This is a genomic window from Paeniglutamicibacter antarcticus, assembly GCF_039544305.1.
Lineage (GTDB): Bacteria > Actinomycetota > Actinomycetes > Actinomycetales > Micrococcaceae > Paeniglutamicibacter > Paeniglutamicibacter antarcticus_C.
On the sequence record NZ_BAABLK010000094.1, the window covers coordinates 84,396 to 103,043 of the forward strand.

Sequence of the window (18,648 nt, forward strand, 5' to 3'; positions counted from 1 at the left end):
CCTTAGACGGTGGTTGTCGGGGTGCAGGAACCAGCCTAGCGGGGCCCCCTGCGGGACACGAGGTTCATGACCGACCCGGGTGCTGCCTTGCGGCGAGGGAGTTGAGCAGCCCTGCCATGGCCAGGGCGTCATCCATCGTGGCCACCGAGTAGATGCGCGCCCCGGCGTGCTTGCGGATCACGATGACACCTGGCCCGGCGCGGACGATGAAAGCAACACCCGCGCCGCTGTTGCGCGGGCCCCAGCCTCCGAATTCGCCCGCGTGATTTCCCTGGCCTCCGCCATCTCGATGTCCTCCGGCCGGACGTGCAGCAACTTGAGGAATCCTCCGGCGTAGGCGCGGAGGCCCGCGTCGTCAGCGACGACTTGCCCGGTCATGAAAACCACCCCGGAAACCACCACGATCACGACGCCGGGGACCAGTGACCAGGATGTCGCTGGGCTGTCTTTCCATTCGAGGACCGCCACCACCGCCATGCCAGCCGCGAAGGCAGCCAGAAAGGCCAGAAACCAGGCCGAGCCGCGCACGGTGGATGAAATCGCAGAGCCGGGGGCTAAGGACCGCTGCCCCGAAAGGTCCTCGGCCGTGGTGGCTGGTTCGGGCACCGCACGGGGCGGGCATGCTCCGCGGATCAGGAGTGCCGAGCCCGTTCCCCAGAGGATTGCCACGACGAGCGCTCCAATGAGCACCGGGGCGTTCATACGCGTTCCCAGGGCTTGTGGCGCATCAAGCTGCCCCACTTTCCCGGAAAGGAACAGGCCCGCGATGGAGACCAGCAGTCCGTTGCCCAAGCCCGAGAGCACCGGCTTCCCGGCGCGGCTGCCTGCCATGGCGCAGGCGGCAAAAGGCACCAGGATGCCCGGCAGCACCAGGGTGAAGACACCCAGAAGCAGGTATGTGGCCAGGGAGCCGGTGCCGTCGGCCACTCCGGTTCCGGACCAGTGCGTCGCCATGGGCTCAGGCAGCCGCTCGCGCCACAGCAGAGAGCTGCTCAGGTGGATGGCCACCATGGTGCCCATGGTGGCCAGGGACAGCACCCACAGGTGGTGAAGGCGGTACGCATCTGCATCGAGCCTACCCAGATCAGCCTTATTGGTTCGACCTCACTCAATGCGCAGAGTCCGGGAGCAGTGCTAGATGAAGTGCGAGCCTCTTCCGGCAAGGCGAAGCACGCCGGAGGCCATCGATCGCGCGGTCAGCGCGCTGGTGGCCGGGTTCTCCGGATCCGGGAAGTTCTGGATCTCGAAGCGGTAGTTTCCGCAGTCCCCGCGAACCGTGATGGTGTGGCTGGTCAATACAGCGCCCGGGTCGGCAATGATTCGCACATCTACCAGGTCCATGTTCCCGGCGGCAAGCCCCAGGGCCGCGGCGACGTTGATGTTCGAGGGGAAACTCTGGACCGCCTCGGGTACCGAACCGGTGAACACGAGTTTCGGCGTGCCGGAGTCTGTCGTCCCGGTGATGCTCCCGCGCAGCCTTTCGGGAAGGCCTGGGTGCAGCAGCGCCTCGGGCAGCTTGCGTGTTTCGAGTTCGATGGCCTTGATGGTTCCGGCCGAGGCCCGGATCAAGTCCAGTCCCCCGATGGCGCCGGTGGAGAGGTGGCAGCGTCCGGGGCCCGCGGTGAGCATTCCGTGCAGCCGTCCATCGGCCAACGCCCCAAGCGAAGCAATGAGCAGGTCGGTACCGGCGCCGGTGATCCTGGGCCCGTGGGCGCGAATCGCCGACGGGGAGGCGCACTCGATGACCAGGTCTGCGATCTCGATGGCGCGGGACAGTCCGAGCACCGGCACCTTAAGCCCGGCAGGCCCAAGCACACGGTCCGATCCGGGTGCGCCGGCTCGGCAGTGGTCGGTTTCGGCCAGGGAAGCGCGGTCCATGACCCCCAGCACGCGCACCTCGCTCCGGTGCTCAGCGAGCAGTCCATGGACAGCCTGCCCGATCGCCCCGTATCCCAGTATCACCACGTCGATTCCCATGCCCCCATCCAACCAGCACTTCCAGGGGCTTGCAGTTGTGTGGGGTGTTGGTGAGAGAATGGACACAATGTTCAAGGTTTGCTTCACACCCATCTTCTTGGTGCGACCCACCGCCGACGAACAGCACTTGCTCGTTACCCCGATCGAAAGGCGTCTGCGTCCACCATGCCAGGAATGAACCTCACCCGCGAAGAAGCACAAGCCCGGGCAGAAATCGTCAACGTCGACTCCTACGAGGTCGTCCTTGACCTCACCGTTTCCGACAAGGTTTTCGGCTCGCACACCACCGTGCGGTTCTCGGCCACCGAAGGCACCAGCACCTTCATCGACGCAGTGACCTCCTGCGTGCGCTCGGTGAACCTCAACGGCGTGGAACTCGACCCCACCGAGGTCTCTGACGGAGTGCGCATCACACTGCCGGACCTGGCCGCGGAAAACACCCTGGTCATCGACGCCGACGCGCTCTACATGAACACCGGCGAGGGACTTCACCGCTTCGTGGACCCGGTCGATGCGGAGGTCTACCTCTACTCGCAGTTCGAGGTCCCCGACTCCCGCCGCATGTTCGCCGTCTTTGAGCAGCCGGACTTGAAGGCAGCCTTCGCTTTCACGGTCACCGCGCCGGCGCACTGGGACGTCATTTCCAACGCCCCGACACCCGAACCTCTCGACGCCCACGAGGGTGCCAAGACCTGGGCGTTCAGCCCTACGGACCGGATCTCCTCATACATCACCGCGCTCATCGCCGGCCCCTACCAGTGTGTCCGTTCGGAACTCACCAGCAGCGACGGACGGACCATCCCGTTGGGTGTCTTCGCCCGCGCCTCGCTTATGAAGCACCTGGATGCGGAGAACATCTTCACGCTCACCCGCCAGGGCTTCGAGTTCTTCGAGGAGCAGTTCGGCACGCCGTACCCGTTTGAGAAGTACGACCAGCTCTTCGTCCCCGAGTTCAACGCCGGAGCCATGGAAAACGCCGGGGCCGTGACGTTCCTGGAATCCTACATCTTCCGCTCCCGTCCGACCGAGGCCATGGTCGAACGCCGTGCCATCACCGTGCTGCACGAACTGGCACATATGTGGTTCGGGGACCTGGTGACCATGCGCTGGTGGAACGACCTGTGGCTCAACGAGTCCTTTGCGGAGTTCATGTCCACCCTTGCCGCAGCGCAGAACACCGAATTCACCTCGTCGTGGACCACGTTCAACATCCTGGAAAAAAACTGGGCCTACCGCCAGGACCAGCTGCCATCCACGCATCCGATCAAGGCCGAGATCAACGACCTCGAAGACGTGTTGGTGAACTTCGACGGCATCACCTACGCCAAGGGTGCCTCCGTGTTGCGCCAGCTGGTTGCCTGGGTGGGCCAGGAGCAGTTCATGGCAGGGGTTCGCCAGTACTTCGACAAGCACGCCTGGACGAACACCGAGCTGCCCGACTTGATGCGCGAGCTCGAGGCCGCCTCGGGTCGCGACCTTTCACAATGGTCCAAGTTGTGGCTGGAAACGGCGGGGGTCAACACGCTGCGCGCCCGTATCGAAACCGATGCTTCCTCCGTGATCACCTCCTTCGCCATCGACCAGAGCGCGATCGAGGAACACCCGGTGATCCGCCCGCACCGCCTGGCCGTGGGTTTCTACGACCTTGACAGCTCCGGGTCCCTGATGCGGGTGCATCGCGAAGAACTGGACGTCGCCGGGGAAACCACCGACGTCCCGGCATTGGTGGGCCGCAAGCGCCCGGACCTGGTGCTGGTCAACGACGACGATCTGGCCTACACCAAAATCCGCCTCGACGCCTCGTCGCTGGCAACCGCCACCGAGCACCTGAAGGATTTCACCGACTCGTTGCCGCGCACCCTCGTCTGGTCGGCCGTGTGGGACGCGGTGCGCGATGCCGAAACCCCGGCCCGCGACTTCGTCGAGCTCGTGCTGGGAAACATCGGGCACGAGACGGACTCCACCGTGGTCATGGTGCTGTTGCGCCAGCTCAACACGGCCCTTGACTACTACATCGACCGAGGCCACGCGCCTGCCGCCCGCCGTGCAACGGCAGACAGGCTGTGGGAACTGGCCCGGGATGCCAAGGCAGGATCCGATGCGCAACTGCAGTTCACCACGGCGTTCGCCAACCTGGCGCATACCGGGGCACAGCTCGACGCCGTGGGGGCCCTGCTCAGCGCAACGATTGAGCTTGAGGGTCTTACCGTGGATGCGGACTTGCGTTGGGACCTGCTGACGTCCCTGTGCGCCGGGGGCCGCGCCGAGGCCGCGGCCATCGAGGCCGAGCTGGTGCGCGATGCCACCTCCACCGGCCAGCTGGCCGCCCACACTGCCCGTGCCGCAATCCCGACGGCGGAGGCCAAGCGCACAGCATGGGATGCGGTGATCGCCGGGACGCTCTCAAACCTGGAGCAGCGCGCCGCCATCTCCGGATTCAACCGGGTGCACGATCCGAAGCTGATTTCTTCCTACCTCGAGGAGTACTTCGCCTCCGTGGGCACGGTGTGGAAGTCCAAGAGCTACGAGATCGCCCAGCAGATCGCCACCGGGCTTTACCCCTCCGCCCAGGTCAGCGAGTCCACCCTTGCCACGACGGACGCGTTCTTGGGCGCCCTAGGCGATTCATCCCCTGCGCTGCATCGGCTGATCGTCGAAAGCCGCGAATCCGTGGTCCGGGCACTGGCCGCTCAGGCAGCGGACGCCGAGGGGACCGCTCACTGACCGGCTCCACCACAGCCCGCTGCAGGCCGGCGCCGGTGCGCCGCATACACCGGCACCGGCCCGCGTCGGCGAGAATGGGAACATGAACATGGCACTGCACGAATATCACGTTGACATTTCCTGGACCGGTAACCGTGGAGAAGGCACCTCCGGCTACCGCGGCTACGGACGCGACCATGTGATCCGTGCAGCCGGCCTGCCCGATCTGCTCGGCACCGCAGACCCGACATTTCACGGGGACAAGGACCGGTGGAATCCGGAGCAGCTGCTGCTCGGCGCATTAAGCCAATGCCACATGCTCTCCTACCTGCATATGGCGGTGAAGCATGGGGTCGTGGTTACCGGCTACGACGACGCCGCTTCCGGGGTGCTGCGGCTGAACCGCGACGGCAGCGGGGAGTTCCTGGAGGCAAACCTGTCCCCAAGGGTGGCACTGGCAGACGAAACCAATCGAGAGCTGGCCGATTCGCTGCATGCCAAGGCCAACGCGGTGTGCTTCATCGCCCGCAGCGTAAACTTTCCCGTCCACCACCACCCCACGGCACCGGAGGCCTGACCCCATGGGCACCGGCACTTGGCGGGGCGCCACCTGCGACACCGCTTTGCTGGACCTGCTCACCGCAGCGCTGCTTCCGTCGGTGCTGCCCGGCCGGTCGGTCTCCGCACAGGCGTACATGAAAACCGCCCAGCCTTTCTTGGGCGTGCCGATACCGCAGATGCGCCGCATCACGCGCTTTTTCGTCCGGGAGCTTGGCATCCGCAGCGCCGAAGACCGGTTGGCGCTGGCCACCGAAATCTGGTCTGAGGCAACGCACCGCGAGCACTGGTACGCCGCACAGGAAATCTGTGCCGCTGCAACCTGTCGCGGGCGTCTCGAGTTCCTTCCGCTCTATGAACGGATGATCATCCAAGGTGCGTGGTGGGACATCGTCGACGGATGCTCGCGGCCCTACGGGCAGCTTCTGCTTGCCCGCCCGAGGGTCATCGGCGCATTGATGCGTTCATGGTCGAATGATCCCAACATGTGGAAACGTCGACAGTCGATAATCTGCCAACTCCATCTTGGCCTCGACACCGACACAGACCTGCTCGCTGCAGCCCTGCTGCCCAACTTGGGAGACCGGGAGTACTTCATCGGCAAGGCCATGGGCTGGGCGCTTCGCCAATATGGCAAGACCGACCCGCAATGGGTGCTTTCGTGGGTCCGGGACCACCAAGAAGCAATGACACCGCTAGCCTTGCGTGAAGCATTGAAGCATCTGGGCGATCCCTCCGTGGCGGACCCGGCCGACTCTAACGCCCTGCGCGAAAGCCCTCGGATCCGCGATGCATCCGCGAGACAATAAGCCAAGAAGCATCCCGGGCCGTTGCCGGGGAACTGAAAGGACGCACTGTGAACGAGAACCTTCCCGAGCAAGAATCCACCACGACAGAACCGGCTTTGTTGCCGGTCAGCACTCGTTTCGGTGAAAACGTCGGCCAGCTTCGCCCCTTCGGCCAGGAGCCAGGCCAATTGCGACCGGTTGGGGAATCCCTGAAGACGAATCTGCCCGAGGGCCGGATCACTCCCGGCGACGAGCACGAACCATCCGACTATGAGGGCACTTTCTACGCACAGGTCGGCGGTCGGGAAACCTTCCGCAAACTCACGGAAAGCTTCTACGACTCCGTTGCCGAGGACCTTGAGTTCCGTGCCATGTACCCGGAGCAAGACCTGCGCCCGGCCGCCATGCGCCTGCAGTTGTTCCTGGAACAATATTGGGGTGGGCCGAAAACCTACAGCGAACGACGCGGCCACCCACGCCTGCGCATGCGCCACCATCCCTACACGATCAATTCCCACAACCGAGATGTCTGGCTCAAGCACATGCGCTTTGCCGTGGACTCCTTGGGATTGCCGCCTTTGCAAGAGGAGACCCTCTGGGACTACTTCGACCGGGCAGCCCACTCGCTGGTGAACGCACCGGACCAGTAGCCCCGATCCGAGGTCCCGGGGTCCGCCACCTGACTCCGGACCTCAGCCCAAGATTCCGCCCTGCCGTGCCAGCATATGCCCGCCGCCGCTGCTCAGGCGCAGCCACTGGCCGGATGAATACAGTGTGGAGGCCTCCCCCGCACGAAGGAACCCCAGCGCATGGGCCCCGAAGGCCACGGCAAGTGGCGTCGGTGTACCCACTCCCTCGACCGTCGTGGACCAGATCCTGGCGCGCACCGATTTGAGCACGGGACTGCCGGCGTTTGCCGGTAGCGCCTGCGCCACCACGCTCATTCCGCGCAGCGCCTCGGTGACCAACATATCGTCGTCCAGTATCCCTTGCTGCTCCCAGCCGCCCCGAGGCACCTGCTGGCCGGTCCATGACGCCTTGACCTCCGTCGGCGGCACGGAAAGTTCCAGCAACTCCTCGCCCATGCGGGCCAATCTGTCGGTCAATGCGGAGATGGCGTACACGCCCTGTGTCTTGGCTGGCACCGAGAGCCGCACAGCGCGCATCCCCAACACCGTGGGAACCGCATTGCCAAGAAACTCCGGATAGAGCACCGGCACGTACAACGCCAGGGCGTTGCCCGCGGCGTGCATCATGACCGCCCCGTCCTCGATCGATCGAGCGCGTGCCAGGAACGTGGTCAGATCCGCAACGGTTTCCTGATCCTCAAGTACAACGGTTTCACTTGCCATGCCACCATACTTTCATGTTCGAAGCGGCCGGGCTCAATCAGTCTTCCCCCGACGGCTGAACACGGCGTCGGTACGGCGTGGCCCCATCGGATTTTCCCCAACGGCGGAACAGGGCGTCGATACGCCGAACAACTCCTCGGGGCGATAGTGTCTAACCAGATCATTATTTCTCCCTTTCAAGGAGCACAAACGTGAGCACCCAAGACACGACGACGCCGAAACTGATTGAGCTGCTTGACCTAAGCGGTGATCCCGAGGCGCGGACCGATGAAGACATCTTCGTCGGCCACACACCACCGCAGTCAAGGAACAGGATCTTCGGCGGCCAGGTGCTCGGCCAGGCCGTGATGGCAGCGTCCAAGACCGTCGAGCAGGCCCGACCCATACATTCCATGCACGGATACTTCCTGCGTGCGGGAGACGCGAGGCTGCCCATCACTTTCGGGGTGCAACGGCTGCGGGACGGTCGTTCGTTCTCGGCACGCCGGGTCCATGCGTACCAGGACGGGGTGCCCATCCTTTCGATGATCGCCTCGTTCCAGACATACGACGAGGGCATCGACCACCAAGACACCATGCCCGAAGGAATCCCGGATCCCGAGTCGCTGCCTTCGACCGCGGAGCTGATCGGCGATATCAACCACCCCGTTGCCAAGGAATATGCGTTCAACAGGCCCTTCGACATTCGCTACATCAGCGAGCCGCTGTTCTTGAAGGGTTCCGAGGACCGAAGCGCTGCCAACGCGGTGTGGATGAAAACCAACTCAGCCATGCCCGACGACGATGCCCTGCACCGGGCTGCACTGGCCTTTGCCAGCGACTACACGCTTCTCGAATCTGTTCTGCGACGCCACGGGCTGGCATGGATCACCCCGGGCATGTCAGTGGCCAGCTTGGATCACGCCATGTGGTGGCACCGCCCGTTCAGGGTCGATGAGTGGCTTCTCTATGTGCAGGAATCACCCAGCGCCTCGGGTTCCCGCGGCTTGGCCACCGGACGGATCTTCAACCGCGCCGGACAGCTCGTGGCCACCGTCGCACAGGAAGGCATGGTTCGTCTGCCCAAGGACGACGGCGAATAGCCCGGAACGCCAAAGGCCCGGATCGGCACCGAGTAATCGGTGGGGATCCGGGCCTTTGGTTTGACCATGGAAGCTACTGCCGCGCACGGCAGGGACCTCCCTAGCCGCGGGTCAGGCGACGGTGGGTGACGCGGTGCGGCTTAGCTGCTTCAGGGCCCAAGCGCTCGACCTTGTTCGCTTCATAGGACTCGAAGTTGCCCTCGAACCAGTGCCAGTTCGCCGGGTTCTCGTCGGTGCCCTCGTAGGACAGGATGTGGGTCGCCACACGGTCCAGGAACCAACGGTCGTGCGATACGACCACGGCGCAACCCGGGAATTCGAGCAGCGCGTTTTCCAGGCTGGAGAGCGTTTCGACGTCGAGGTCGTTAGTCGGCTCGTCAAGCAGCAGCAAGTTGCCGCCCTGCTTGAGGGTCAGCGCCAGGTTCAGGCGGTTTCGCTCACCACCGGAGAGCACACCTGCCTTCTTCTGCTGGTCCGGTCCCTTGAATCCGAAGGCAGCGACATAAGCCCGTGAAGGGACTTCTACCTGGCCGACGTGCATGTAATCGTTGCCGTCGGACACGACCTCCCACAACGACTTCTCCGGATCGATGCCACCACGGTTCTGGTCGACATAGGAGATCTTGACGGAGTCGCCGATATTCAGCTCGCCGCCATCAATCGGCTCCATTCCAACAATGGTCTTGAACAGGGTCGACTTGCCGACACCGTTGGGCCCGATCACGCCGACGATACCGTTGCGCGGCAGCGTGAAGGAAAGGTTGTCGATCAGTACGCGGTCGTCGTAGCCCTTCTTCAGGTTCTTGGCCTCGATGACCAACGAACCCAGTCGCGGCCCAGCTGGAATCTGGATTTCTTCGAAGTCCAGCTTCCGGGTGCGTTCGGCCTCCGAAGCCATTTCCTCGTAGCGAGCCAGACGGGCCTTCGACTTGGTCTGGCGGCCCTTGGCGTTGGAGCGAACCCATTCGAGTTCTTCGCTCAGGCGCTTGGCCAGCTTCTGGTCCTTCTTGCCCTGGACCTCGAGACGGTCGCGCTTCTTTTCGAGGTACGTGGAGTAGTTGCCTTCATAGGGGATCAAGCGGCCACGGTCCACTTCAGCAATCCACTGGGCCACGTGATCCAGGAAGTACCTATCGTGGGTCACCGCGAGAACTGCACCGTGGTACGCCTTGAGGTGCTGCTCCAGCCACGACACGGACTCGGCGTCCAAGTGGTTAGTGGGTTCGTCAAGGAGCAACAAGTCAGGTTTCTGCAGCAGGAGCTTGCACAACGCAACTCGGCGACGCTCTCCACCGGAGAGGTGGGATACCGGGGAATCAGCCGGCGGGCACTGCAACGCGTCCATTGCTTGTTCGAGCTGGGAATCGATATCCCAGGCATCCGCCGTATCGATGGCCTCTTGCAGGTGTCCCATTTCCTCGAGCAATGCATCAAAGTCGGCACCGTCTTGGGCCATCTCTTCGGAAATCTCGTTGAACCGGGAGATCTTCTGGTAGATCTCACCGACTCCCTCCTGGACGTTGCCCAAGACTGTCTTTTCTTCGTTCAGCGGTGGTTCCTGCAACAGGATCCCAACGCTGTATCCGGGGCTTAGACGCGCCTCGCCGTTAGAGGGTGTGTCCAACCCGGCCATGATCTTCAGGATCGTAGACTTGCCCGCACCGTTCGGACCCACGACGCCGATCTTCGCGCCTGGGTAGAACGACATGCTGACATTGTCGAGAATGACTTTGTCGCCAACGGCCTTGCGAGCCTTGGTCATCGTGTAAATGAATTCCGCCATACCTTCAAGGCTAGTGCCTGTGGCGGGCTTACTCACAATTTTTATCCCCGGATTCCACCGATGGCGCATGTTCCTGCACACATTGGGCGGCCACCGCATCACATGCAGTGGCCGCCGACACATCACTGGTCCAAATTGCGTGATCAGCTAGGCCGCTTCATCCTCGGAACCGGGGTCGTCGGAGGGCCAACCGGTCTGCGGGAATTCCTCGACTGCCTCCCCTTGGCCAGGGTTCTGCATGGCGTGAGTGGTACGCCGATCGATGTTTTCTTCGCTGCCACCGCCCCGAACGCGTTCAAAACGGCTTACTCCGAATCGGAGGTCATGACCCATTGCCATGGCCTCGATGTCAACGCTGAAGCCGCGGGTGCCGTCCTTGCGGTCGTACTCGCGAACCTGCATCTTCCCGTAGACCACTACGTGGTCCCCCATGTGGATGCTTTCAAGCAGGTTGGTCGCCATGGCGCGGAAGCAAGAGACCGTGTACCAGTTGCTGTGTACATCGGCCCATTTTCCGGTATCCGGATCCTGCCGCCGTTCGTTGCTGACCAAGCGAAACTTGGCGATGAGCGTTCCGCTGTTTTCCCCGCTTTGGCGGCGCTCGGTTCCCACTACACCGCGCAAGGTTATGTGGTCCGTCATGGTGCACTCCAATGCTTGGATGTGGGCAGGCGTCTCCTGCCGCGATCACCCCAGTGTGGAGGTGCATCGTCAACGTCTTGCAGAACGGGGTAGCGATTGTGGACAAGCCGCTGAATGCGCGATCACAGCTAGCCGTCAAACGGTGGTTGTGGGGGTAACTGCCTCCGGCGGCTCTCTACCGTCGAAAGGCGACGGAATTGTCCAAGGGCCACCAGGACGATGACAACAGCCAGCGGAGCGATCCAGGCGGACCATCCAAGAATGGTCGCGTTGACGGTGTTGGCCGGGGCGCCGACCGCCGCAAAGACCAGAAAGAACCCTGCCGCCGCATTGAACGTGCCGTGCGCCAGTGCCGCTGGCCACACGGAGTCGGAGCGCAGGCTCAACCAGCCGAAGACCGCCCCGACAAGGATGCACATGCTCGTCATCATGGTACCCCCAGCCAACCGGGAGCCAGCCGATAGTTGTAGCCCAGCAGGATCAGTGGTGCATGCCAGACACCCCAAATGACTCCGGAGATCACGATCGCCTTGACCTGGCCGTACCTTAGGAGCTTGGGCAACAACCAGCCACGGCAGCCGAGCTCCTCGCCCAACGCGGGCACCAGGTTGATCACCGAACCCGCCAGCACGTTGAGAAACTGAAGCGCCACCAGCATCTCGATAGACAAGGGCAGTTCGCCCTGCCCTGAAGTGGAAAGCTGGGCTCCGAGCATCATTTTGAAGCCGGAAAGGTTCTCATAATCGGCCGGGTAGACGCCGAGGGCGGCGCCGATCGGAAGTGCCGCCAAAACGAGCGCCACGGGAACCACAAGACCCAGGCCCAGGCCCAGGCCCAACAGCAGGCGTCCGGCAGGTTTGAGCGGCCAGAGGCCCAAGGCATGCGCCTTGGCCGGGGGACGTTCAACGATGAAAACCATCACCAATGAAGCGACCGCGGGGGTGAACATCATGGCCAGGGCCGCGGTGCCGAAGTGGGCATCGAAATGTCCGTCGCCTTGCCACAGAGGCAATGCCACCAGCCAGGCGAGCCTGAAGGTGATCGCGACGAAGAGCGAGATGTCCCGAAAATTGAACTTCACAGCCTTTGGTGCCTTCCCTCGGGATGGACGATGGCCTCCGGTCTTCTGGATACCTCCCCTTGCCTCGTCCTTCTAACTTGCCACGGCCCCGGCAAGGAACGCGTCCCTCTTTGCGAGGATCTCTTGCCACCGCAGGTCCAGGTCTCCAGGGTTGCTGTGTAGTGCACGCCGGGGCCCTCTATCGGGAAAGCGATTGGTGCAATAGCATGGCCAAATGTCAGATAACTACGCATCGGTCCCGTTACGCGAACTCAACAATGGCGCCTTCATGCCATCCATTGGCCTAGGCACCTGGCCGCTGGACGATATCCAGGCCGGAGCGGCAGTCGCCCACGCATTGGAGGCCGGTTACCGGCTGATCGACACGGCGGAGCAGTACGGCAACGAGGAGGGCATTGGCGAGGGCATCGGTTCCACGTCCATTCCCCGCGAGGAAATCTTCATTACCTCCAAGTTCAATGCGCAATGGCATTCCGTCCAGGGTGTGATGGACGCTTGGGAGAATTCCTGCAAGCGTCTGGGAGTGGACTACATCGACTTGTTCCTGATCCACTGGCCCAACCCGAATCAAGGAAACTACGTACAGGCTTGGGAGGGGCTGGTCAAGTTGCTCAAGCGCGGGAGGGTCAGGGCCATCGGCACCTCGAACTTCACCGTCGAGCAACTCCAGGAAATTATTGATGCCACCGGGGTGGTTCCCGACGTCAACCAGTTCCAGCTCTCACCGTTTTGGCTCGACGATGCACGTGTGGCATTCCACTCCGAACACGGCATACTCACCGAGGCGTGGGCCCCGCTGGGCCGCGGCGAACACGGACTCCTGGAGACCTCACCGGTTGTGCAGGCGGCAGCCGCCCACAAGGTGACCCCTGCCCAGGCTGTGCTGCGCTGGCACATAGAGCGCGGCGTAGTGCCGATCCCCAAGACCTCGAACCCGGATCGGATGGTTGAAAACCTGGATGTCTTTGCGTTTAACCTGTCTCCGGCAGAGGTCTTGGCCATCGACGAACTCGATGGTACTGCCGACGAAAGGGTCGATCCAATGCGTTTCGGTCACTAGTCGATTCGTTGTGCCGCCGAAGCGGGGCCCTGCACAGCAGTTGCCTTTGGCGTGATCACCAGGGTCAGGAGGAGAACGACCGCGACGACGGTAAACGCCCTGAGCACCCCGAAGTGTTCACCAAGGAACCCCAACACGGGTGGACCGACAAGCATTGACGAGTAGCCGAACACGGCAACGATTCCTACGCGTCGGGGCCCCTCGGTCGGATGTGCCGCCGCAACGCTCATGCCCACCGGGAATCCAAGTGAACCTCCCAGTCCCCACAGCAGCGCACCGGTGAAGACGGCCCATGGGGACGTGGCCACGATGAACAGCACGATGCCGCTAAGCCCAAGCAGGCCCATGAACATCAATACCTGTTTATGCCCGGCCCTGTCGATAAGCGGGCCGCCGAAGATGCGTCCGGCGGTCATCGCGGCAACGAAGGCCCCAAAGACCAACGCGCCGTTGGCTTCGCTGAAGCCGTGATCGTCAACCGCGGCTATCGTGAGCCAGTCGTTGGCAGTCCCTTCGGCAAATGCCAGACCGGCAACCATCAATCCGATCAGCATCAGGTGCCCGTCCCGGAACAGGACGCGGATGCGCCTCCATCTGTTTTCTGGGGCGGGGATCGCGGCGGGAGCACCATTCGGCACCGGTTCAAGTCCGGAAACGTTGCGAACGAAGTAAAGTCCCAGCCCCATGATCAAGGCACCAACAATGGTGAAGTTCCACATCACATCGATGTCGAACCGGGCCGCTCCTGCACCAAGGACCGCGCCGATAATGGTCCCGAAACTGAAAAATGCGTGCATCATCGGCAAGACGGTCTTATCCAGCGAACGTTCGACCGCGGCTCCGTCGACGTTCATCATCACATCGGTGGCGCTAAACACGAAACCGTAGACTGCAAGGACCACCATGGCTCCTCCGGTGCTGCCCAACATCTCCGTCACACCACCCAGCGCAACCAGTGCCGCACCAAGGCTCAGCAGCCCCAGCTTGATACCGCGCCGGATCCCCAGGCGCGCCAAGATGCCCGGGGCGAACGCCAGTCCGCCGATGGACCCGATTGCCAGGGAAAAGAGCAAGATACCTACATCGGAAGTGGAGAGCTCCAGTTGCATCCGCACCGCCGGAAGCCGTGAAACCCACGTAGCAAACGCGAAGCCACATAAAAAGAAGATGCCAAAGATGGAGTTGCGCCAAGATGCGATCGTCGGGTTTCCCCCCACTTCAACGGGTGCTTCGGACATACTGGGTAACTGCCATCCTTTCGGCGGTCAAACGATAAATGAGGCTACTGGTCGTCCGCATCCTCCAACGGCGATAGTTGACACTTTCATCATACGTCCGGAGTAATTACTTTTCAGAGCCTCGGTAGCACTCCCAACTCGGTATGGCCAAGAATGGAATATGAGCGTGTCCGTTGTTTAGGCTATGATTCTTGTGCCCGGCCCCCGTAGCTCAGATGGATAGAGCAAGAGCCTTCTAATCTCTAGGTCGCGCGTTCGAGTCGCGCCGGGGGCACCTGCAACGAGTGACATCCGGCTGTGCATTCCTGGCGGATGTCACTCGTTTCTTTCCGCACGCGGCAGGGCGGTGAAGCAACGATTCAAACCATGGCCCGTTTGCTTCCAATTTCAGGCACGACGTATTTCGATGTAGTTCCGGCCTCGTCAGCCGTGGTGGATCCCCCCGACCCTGTGTGCGCCATCCCAGATCATTTCCCGCGGTTCGCCACCGGACGTGCTGGTGGTCCTGGCTAGGTAGCGGGCCCGCACGCGTTCTTCCCGATGCGGATCCGTCGGCATCGATTCAACCATCTGCGCAGCCGGCCAATCCCAGATGGTCATTTCTCGGCCGTCGAATGGGCCGCCACGCAAGACGACCCGCATCGAGCTCATGGCCGATACCTTTGAAACGGTTTCGCTCTGCGGAAATACATGATTTCTTCCTTGATTTCGGGCTCTCCACTGCTCCACGGCTTGCCGTGGTTTCCTCAGCATCACGCAGCTGGGTGGATTTCACAATAGCCAGCTCGGGGCTCGTAAACCGGAGCCGCCGCCACGTCAGCCAAGACCGTACTACAGCCGTGTGGCTAAAGCGGCAGCCGGCCCCCGGACTTGAGGTTTTTCATGACGATTGTGCTGGTTAATTTTTCCACCCCGGGCAGCCCCACCAGGACATCGTCATAGAACCGCTGATAAGCAGGCAGGTCCGAAGCCATTACGCGCAGCAAGAAATCAGGCTCACCAAACAGCCGCTGGGCATCGATGATTTGACCGATCTCGCCAACCTCGCGCTCAAAATCCTTCATGCTCGAGCGGTCCCGCAAGGTCACAAAGATAATGGCTTCGAACCCCAGATCAACTTTGGCCGGATCGACATCGACACCGTACCCCCGGATGACCCCGTTGTTTTCCAGCTCCCTCAGCCTCCGATGGCAAGGAGCGAGTGTCAGCCCGACGCCCACCGCCAAGGCAGTCGCGGTCATGCGCCCGTTCTCCTGCAACTTTCGCAGGATAGCGCGATCGATTCCGTCCATGTCAGAGCCCTTCGATAGATCTTTCTCACCTATCCACAGATGTTACGCAAGATTCTTGCGCAATATGGATTGCGTTTCGGATTTAATCTTCCAGTCTCATCGTTTAGTGCAAGAACCGGCAAGCACCTCTCGAGGTTTTCTTCCTAAACTTGCCGGTATACCTCCACAGCAGAAAAGAAAAGTGATCATGGCCGTCCAGACCTTCCTCGCATTCATCGCGGTTTCCTTCGCCCTGGCCATGACGCCCGGCGCCGATTGGACCTACGCGATCTCCGCGGGATTGGGCCGGCATCGGGTCTCTTCGGCCGTTGCCGGATTATCCAGTGGCTACATCTTCCACACGGCACTGATCGTCGTCGGAATGGCAGCCGTGGTTGCCAGTCGGCCTCAACTGCTTTCATGGCTCACGCTCGCGGGGGCGGCCTACCTGCTTTGGTTGGGCGTCAGCACCTGTAAATCGTGGCGCAGGGCAGGATTCAACGCAGAAGAAATCCAGGCCGAAGACACCGGAACCCAAGCGCTGGATGAGCCGATTCACTCCACTATCGAAGGTTCGGTGAAGGTTGCGGTCCGCACTCAGGTCGCTGCGGCTGCGCTGCAGAAAACCACGCAACGGTTCTTCGGGCCGGCGTTCTTCCGCGGACTGGGTACAAGCGGCACCAATCCGAAAGCCCTACTGCTGTACCTCGCACTGATTCCCCAGTTCATTCATGCAGAGGCCTCCTTTTCGGTACCCGTACAAACAGCGATACTCGGCACTAGCCACATGGTGCTATCAATCTTCATCTATACGGGCGTTGCCCTGGGCGCCCGGGCGCTATTGCGGCAGCGGCCAACCGCCGCTCGATTCATCACGCTGGCCAGCGGCGTGATCATGATCGGATTGGGCCTGCTGCTGGTTATTGAACAAGCCCCGGCATTGCTGGATTCGATCCTGTTGCTGATGGCGTTGCTCGGCCACTGATCCCCGCGGGGTTTGCCGGAATACGCGGGAACCAGGTCGCCGAACGTAGGACTTTCGGGCACGGCAACCCGCCAACTGCTGTCACGTCGGAGCCGGCACCGTCCGCCAAGGTATCCCCCGCATACGATGGCCACCGGTGGAATGCGGATTGGCCCCTAGCGCACCTCGGCGCGGTGGGTCACCTGCGCCGGCTTCCTGAACGACGACGCGTTCTCCTTGATTCACAAAGCAGGTCGACACCACGAAGCAACCAAGTAACGTGCACACCGCCGTTCCCCTTTTTCAGTGCGGCAGCGCGGCCTGACACCCTACTCCTGATGCTCGGATCAATACCAGGCGACCATGGCCGACGTGTACGCCTTGCATCAGCGACGACACCGGCGGGCACCGGGACCCTAGTCCAACGATTCACATTGACCGGTAGGGTTCTAGGAAAGATCTGAATAGACGAAGGGCACAACTACGCATGCGAAAAGTTCTCTCCATCCTGGTCCTCGGCACCATGGTCCTCCTCACAGGCGCCCCCGCAGCGATGGCAGCACAGGCCACCGACGTCGTTGTGGAGGACACCGCCGGGACCCTGGATTCCAACACGCTGGTTCCTGCCATCGAGAAGATCAAGTTCCACGAACCAACAAAGGTGGCCATCTACACTCGGGATGGCGAGTACGAAGACGACCTCAATGAGGAAGTTTTGCGTTTCGCGCGCGACAAACATCCTGAATGGCTGAGCGCTGACGGCCAGAAATGGGCGGATTCACTGTTCGTCTTCACCCTCGATCGTTCCGGCAGGCAGGTCGGAACGTACTTCGGTGAGGACCGCAAGGTCTCCCCCTCGCAGCGTGACGAAATCCAGGAAGCCACCAAGGACCTTTATCGCGAGGCACAGTGGACCGACGGAACCATCGCTGGGGTCAAAAGTGCTGCGAAGATCATGAATCGCCCCTGGTATGCATCGCCGTTCGCTATTCTCTGGGGCGTCGTCATCCTGCTCGTTGGGGGAATAAGCACTGTCACCACGATGGGTGTTCGCAAGCACTACCGGAAACGTTCCGAAGAAGCCCTGGCAATGGGGAACGCCAGCTACTCGAACGTGAGCATGGATCTTGAAGTCACCGAGCTCAACGCGAAGACCATCGACCCCGATTCACGGTACGGAAGTCTGGTGTTGGAGAAGTATCGCGGGTTCATGGCCGCCTATTCTGAGCTTGCCGAAATGAGCAACAAGGCAAACGGAATGGATGCCAAGTCCCACGTACGCGGCGATACCGTGAAGTTCATGAAAAAATACTCCGCCAAGGCCGTCGAGCTCGATCGCTTGGACGATGTCATCCACGATACGAACATGCTCCTGAACATGGGCTCCGGCTGGGAAAGTGCCTGGGAGCGGCAGATTGCTCCGCTACGCGAGGACCTGTCGGAAATCGACAACCTCACCACGGGCCAGCATGCGGCGCCCGAGGCACCCTCGGCCATCGCCTTGGACCGTTTCAAGGCGGCGACGGCAGCCGGGATGGAAAGATTGGGCGCCGCACTGCAGTCGAAGCAGATCAGCCCCGACGACGCCTTGGACAAGATCACAGCATTCCAGAAAGAGCTAACCGGCCTGCTCAAGGAATACTCCGAGGCGGTAATCGCCAAGTACTCAAAGGACAACGAAGAGGCCGATCTCATGCGAGCGGCAATGCGCACTCCCGAATCCAGCGGCCGCAGCAGGACTTCACCGTCCCCCAGCATCCTGGGCACCGTGTATCCGTCCAACATGTTCTGGACGGCCGTCGGCTTCAACACGGGATTCAGGTCCGCCCGGTCCAGCGTCCAGTCCCATCGCACTCCTAGCTCCTCCGGTGGCAGCACGGGTTACGGCTCCAGCGGAGGCAGTTTCTCCGGTTCGGGCTCATCTTCCCGCTTCTGAGCATTCAAGGGGTTCGGCTCCAAGCACGCGAAGGGCGGCTTTATCTCGGTTTCCCGAGGCAAAGCCGCCCTTCCGTATGCCTAGGTGTGTTACTTGCCCGGGACGATCAACGCAGCAGCACCCTTACGGGCAGCCTCGAAACGAGCCGACACATCAGCCCAGTTCACGATGTTCCAGAACGCCTTGACATAGTCGCCCTTCACATTCACGTAA

General features: G+C 61.9%; 19 protein-coding genes and 1 tRNA gene. 9 read left to right on the forward strand and 11 right to left on the reverse strand.

Annotated features, from left to right (window positions below; all coding sequences use genetic code 11):
* Nucleotides 1-177 precede the first annotated feature (177 nt).
* Nucleotides 178-1,020, reverse strand: a complete 843-nt coding sequence (locus ABEA12_RS18460) for a DUF1648 domain-containing protein (protein ID WP_345469241.1) — start codon at nucleotides 1,018-1,020, stop codon at nucleotides 178-180.
* A gap of 114 nt (nucleotides 1,021-1,134) precedes the next feature.
* The gene (locus ABEA12_RS18465; RefSeq protein WP_210100987.1) at nucleotides 1,135-1,977 is read right to left on the reverse strand and encodes an aspartate dehydrogenase domain-containing protein; all 843 of its coding nucleotides are present in this window, start codon (nucleotides 1,975-1,977) and stop codon (nucleotides 1,135-1,137) included.
* Between the two features lie 165 nt (nucleotides 1,978-2,142).
* Here ABEA12_RS18465 and pepN point away from each other — a divergent pair, with 165 nt between their 5' ends.
* The 4 genes from pepN to ABEA12_RS18485 all read left to right on the forward strand — a co-directional run bounded on the left by pepN (nucleotide 2,143) and on the right by ABEA12_RS18485 (nucleotide 6,676).
* Nucleotides 2,143-4,701, forward strand: coding sequence for an aminopeptidase N (pepN, locus tag ABEA12_RS18470; protein WP_210100988.1), 2,559 nt, complete (start codon nucleotides 2,143-2,145; stop codon nucleotides 4,699-4,701).
* An 82-nt stretch (nucleotides 4,702-4,783) separates the two neighbouring features.
* Nucleotides 4,784-5,257: an OsmC family protein gene (locus ABEA12_RS18475; RefSeq protein ID WP_210100989.1), complete on the forward strand. Its 474-nt coding sequence runs from the start codon at nucleotides 4,784-4,786 to the stop codon at nucleotides 5,255-5,257.
* A 4-nt stretch (nucleotides 5,258-5,261) separates the two neighbouring features.
* On the forward strand, nucleotides 5,262-6,047 hold the full coding sequence (locus ABEA12_RS18480; protein ID WP_210100990.1) for a DNA alkylation repair protein: 786 nt from the start codon (nucleotides 5,262-5,264) through the stop codon (nucleotides 6,045-6,047).
* A gap of 200 nt (nucleotides 6,048-6,247) precedes the next feature.
* On the forward strand, nucleotides 6,248-6,676 hold the full coding sequence (locus ABEA12_RS18485) for a globin (RefSeq protein ID WP_425571807.1): 429 nt from the start codon (nucleotides 6,248-6,250) through the stop codon (nucleotides 6,674-6,676).
* 42 nt (nucleotides 6,677-6,718) lie between these two features.
* Here the strand turns inward: ABEA12_RS18485 and ABEA12_RS18490 are convergent, their stop codons facing one another.
* Nucleotides 6,719-7,378 carry a DUF8185 domain-containing protein gene (locus tag ABEA12_RS18490; RefSeq protein WP_210100991.1) on the reverse strand — a complete coding sequence of 220 codons (660 nt, stop codon included), beginning with the start codon at nucleotides 7,376-7,378 and terminating at the stop codon, nucleotides 6,719-6,721.
* Between the two features lie 191 nt (nucleotides 7,379-7,569).
* Here ABEA12_RS18490 and ABEA12_RS18495 point away from each other — a divergent pair, with 191 nt between their 5' ends.
* The gene (locus ABEA12_RS18495; RefSeq protein ID WP_210100992.1) at nucleotides 7,570-8,460 is read left to right on the forward strand and encodes an acyl-CoA thioesterase; all 891 of its coding nucleotides are present in this window, start codon (nucleotides 7,570-7,572) and stop codon (nucleotides 8,458-8,460) included.
* Between the two features lie 100 nt (nucleotides 8,461-8,560).
* Here the strand turns inward: ABEA12_RS18495 and ettA are convergent, their stop codons facing one another.
* From ettA to ABEA12_RS18515, 4 genes are all read right to left on the reverse strand, one after another.
* Nucleotides 8,561-10,243, reverse strand: a complete 1,683-nt coding sequence (gene ettA / locus ABEA12_RS18500) for an energy-dependent translational throttle protein EttA (protein ID WP_210100993.1) — start codon at nucleotides 10,241-10,243, stop codon at nucleotides 8,561-8,563.
* A 147-nt stretch (nucleotides 10,244-10,390) separates the two neighbouring features.
* The gene (locus tag ABEA12_RS18505) at nucleotides 10,391-10,885 is read right to left on the reverse strand and encodes a single-stranded DNA-binding protein (protein WP_210100994.1); all 495 of its coding nucleotides are present in this window, start codon (nucleotides 10,883-10,885) and stop codon (nucleotides 10,391-10,393) included.
* Between the two features lie 128 nt (nucleotides 10,886-11,013).
* The gene (locus ABEA12_RS18510) at nucleotides 11,014-11,316 is read right to left on the reverse strand and encodes a CPBP family glutamic-type intramembrane protease (RefSeq protein ID WP_345469249.1); all 303 of its coding nucleotides are present in this window, start codon (nucleotides 11,314-11,316) and stop codon (nucleotides 11,014-11,016) included.
* Entirely contained in the window at nucleotides 11,313-11,966 is a 654-nt protein-coding gene (locus ABEA12_RS18515) for a CPBP family intramembrane glutamic endopeptidase (protein ID WP_345469251.1), read from the reverse strand. The genes ABEA12_RS18510 and ABEA12_RS18515 overlap by 4 nt, the downstream gene beginning before the upstream one ends.
* Nucleotides 11,967-12,180: 214 nt before the next feature.
* Here ABEA12_RS18515 and ABEA12_RS18520 point away from each other — a divergent pair, with 214 nt between their 5' ends.
* Nucleotides 12,181-13,026, forward strand: coding sequence for an aldo/keto reductase (locus tag ABEA12_RS18520; protein ID WP_210100995.1), 846 nt, complete (start codon nucleotides 12,181-12,183; stop codon nucleotides 13,024-13,026).
* Here ABEA12_RS18520 and ABEA12_RS18525 read toward each other — a convergent pair.
* Nucleotides 13,023-14,264 carry an MFS transporter gene (locus tag ABEA12_RS18525; RefSeq protein WP_210100996.1) on the reverse strand — a complete coding sequence of 414 codons (1,242 nt, stop codon included), beginning with the start codon at nucleotides 14,262-14,264 and terminating at the stop codon, nucleotides 13,023-13,025. The genes ABEA12_RS18520 and ABEA12_RS18525 overlap by 4 nt on opposite strands.
* Nucleotides 14,265-14,464: 200 nt before the next feature.
* Between ABEA12_RS18525 and ABEA12_RS18530 the strand changes: the two genes are divergently transcribed.
* Nucleotides 14,465-14,538, forward strand: a tRNA-Arg gene (locus ABEA12_RS18530).
* Nucleotides 14,539-14,687: 149 nt separating this feature from the next.
* Here the strand turns inward: ABEA12_RS18530 and ABEA12_RS18535 are convergent.
* Nucleotides 14,688-14,915 (reverse strand): hypothetical protein, encoded by a 228-nt coding sequence (locus tag ABEA12_RS18535; protein ID WP_210100997.1) that lies wholly within the window; start codon nucleotides 14,913-14,915, stop codon nucleotides 14,688-14,690.
* Between the two features lie 194 nt (nucleotides 14,916-15,109).
* Complete coding sequence (locus tag ABEA12_RS18540) at nucleotides 15,110-15,556, reverse strand: Lrp/AsnC family transcriptional regulator (RefSeq protein ID WP_210100998.1); 447 nt, start codon at nucleotides 15,554-15,556, stop codon at nucleotides 15,110-15,112.
* 187 nt (nucleotides 15,557-15,743) lie between these two features.
* Here ABEA12_RS18540 and ABEA12_RS18545 point away from each other — a divergent pair, with 187 nt between their 5' ends.
* Together ABEA12_RS18545 and ABEA12_RS18550 are read left to right on the forward strand one after the other, a co-directional pair.
* Entirely contained in the window at nucleotides 15,744-16,520 is a 777-nt protein-coding gene (locus ABEA12_RS18545; protein WP_210100999.1) for a LysE family translocator, read from the forward strand.
* 466 nt (nucleotides 16,521-16,986) lie between these two features.
* Entirely contained in the window at nucleotides 16,987-18,435 is a 1,449-nt protein-coding gene (locus ABEA12_RS18550; RefSeq protein WP_210101000.1) for a DUF5129 domain-containing protein, read from the forward strand.
* Between the two features lie 89 nt (nucleotides 18,436-18,524).
* Here the strand turns inward: ABEA12_RS18550 and ABEA12_RS18555 are convergent.
* Nucleotides 18,525-18,648 (reverse strand): Fe-Mn family superoxide dismutase (locus ABEA12_RS18555; RefSeq protein WP_345468912.1); only part of this gene is annotated, 124 nt, incomplete at its 5' end.

Coding starts and splice junctions, on each gene's coding strand:
- ettA (WP_210100993.1), bottom strand. CDS start 10,243: ATGGCGGAATTCATTTACACGATGACCAAGGCTCGCAAGGCCGTTGGC.
- ABEA12_RS18480 (WP_210100990.1), top strand. CDS start 5,262: ATGGGCACCGGCACTTGGCGGGGCGCCACCTGCGACACCGCTTTGCTG.
- ABEA12_RS18505 (WP_210100994.1), bottom strand. CDS start 10,885: ATGACGGACCACATAACCTTGCGCGGTGTAGTGGGAACCGAGCGCCGC.
- ABEA12_RS18520 (WP_210100995.1), top strand. CDS start 12,181: ATGTCAGATAACTACGCATCGGTCCCGTTACGCGAACTCAACAATGGC.
- ABEA12_RS18510 (WP_345469249.1), bottom strand. CDS start 11,316: ATGATGACGAGCATGTGCATCCTTGTCGGGGCGGTCTTCGGCTGGTTG.
- ABEA12_RS18475 (WP_210100989.1), top strand. CDS start 4,784: ATGAACATGGCACTGCACGAATATCACGTTGACATTTCCTGGACCGGT.
- ABEA12_RS18465 (WP_210100987.1), bottom strand. CDS start 1,977: ATGGGAATCGACGTGGTGATACTGGGATACGGGGCGATCGGGCAGGCT.
- ABEA12_RS18545 (WP_210100999.1), top strand. CDS start 15,744: ATGGCCGTCCAGACCTTCCTCGCATTCATCGCGGTTTCCTTCGCCCTG.
- ABEA12_RS18535 (WP_210100997.1), bottom strand. CDS start 14,915: ATGAGCTCGATGCGGGTCGTCTTGCGTGGCGGCCCATTCGACGGCCGA.
- ABEA12_RS18525 (WP_210100996.1), bottom strand. CDS start 14,264: ATGTCCGAAGCACCCGTTGAAGTGGGGGGAAACCCGACGATCGCATCT.
- pepN (WP_210100988.1), top strand. CDS start 2,143: ATGCCAGGAATGAACCTCACCCGCGAAGAAGCACAAGCCCGGGCAGAA.
- ABEA12_RS18540 (WP_210100998.1), bottom strand. CDS start 15,556: ATGGACGGAATCGATCGCGCTATCCTGCGAAAGTTGCAGGAGAACGGG.
- ABEA12_RS18460 (WP_345469241.1), bottom strand. CDS start 1,020: ATGGGCACCATGGTGGCCATCCACCTGAGCAGCTCTCTGCTGTGGCGC.
- ABEA12_RS18550 (WP_210101000.1), top strand. CDS start 16,987: ATGCGAAAAGTTCTCTCCATCCTGGTCCTCGGCACCATGGTCCTCCTC.
- ABEA12_RS18490 (WP_210100991.1), bottom strand. CDS start 7,378: ATGGCAAGTGAAACCGTTGTACTTGAGGATCAGGAAACCGTTGCGGAT.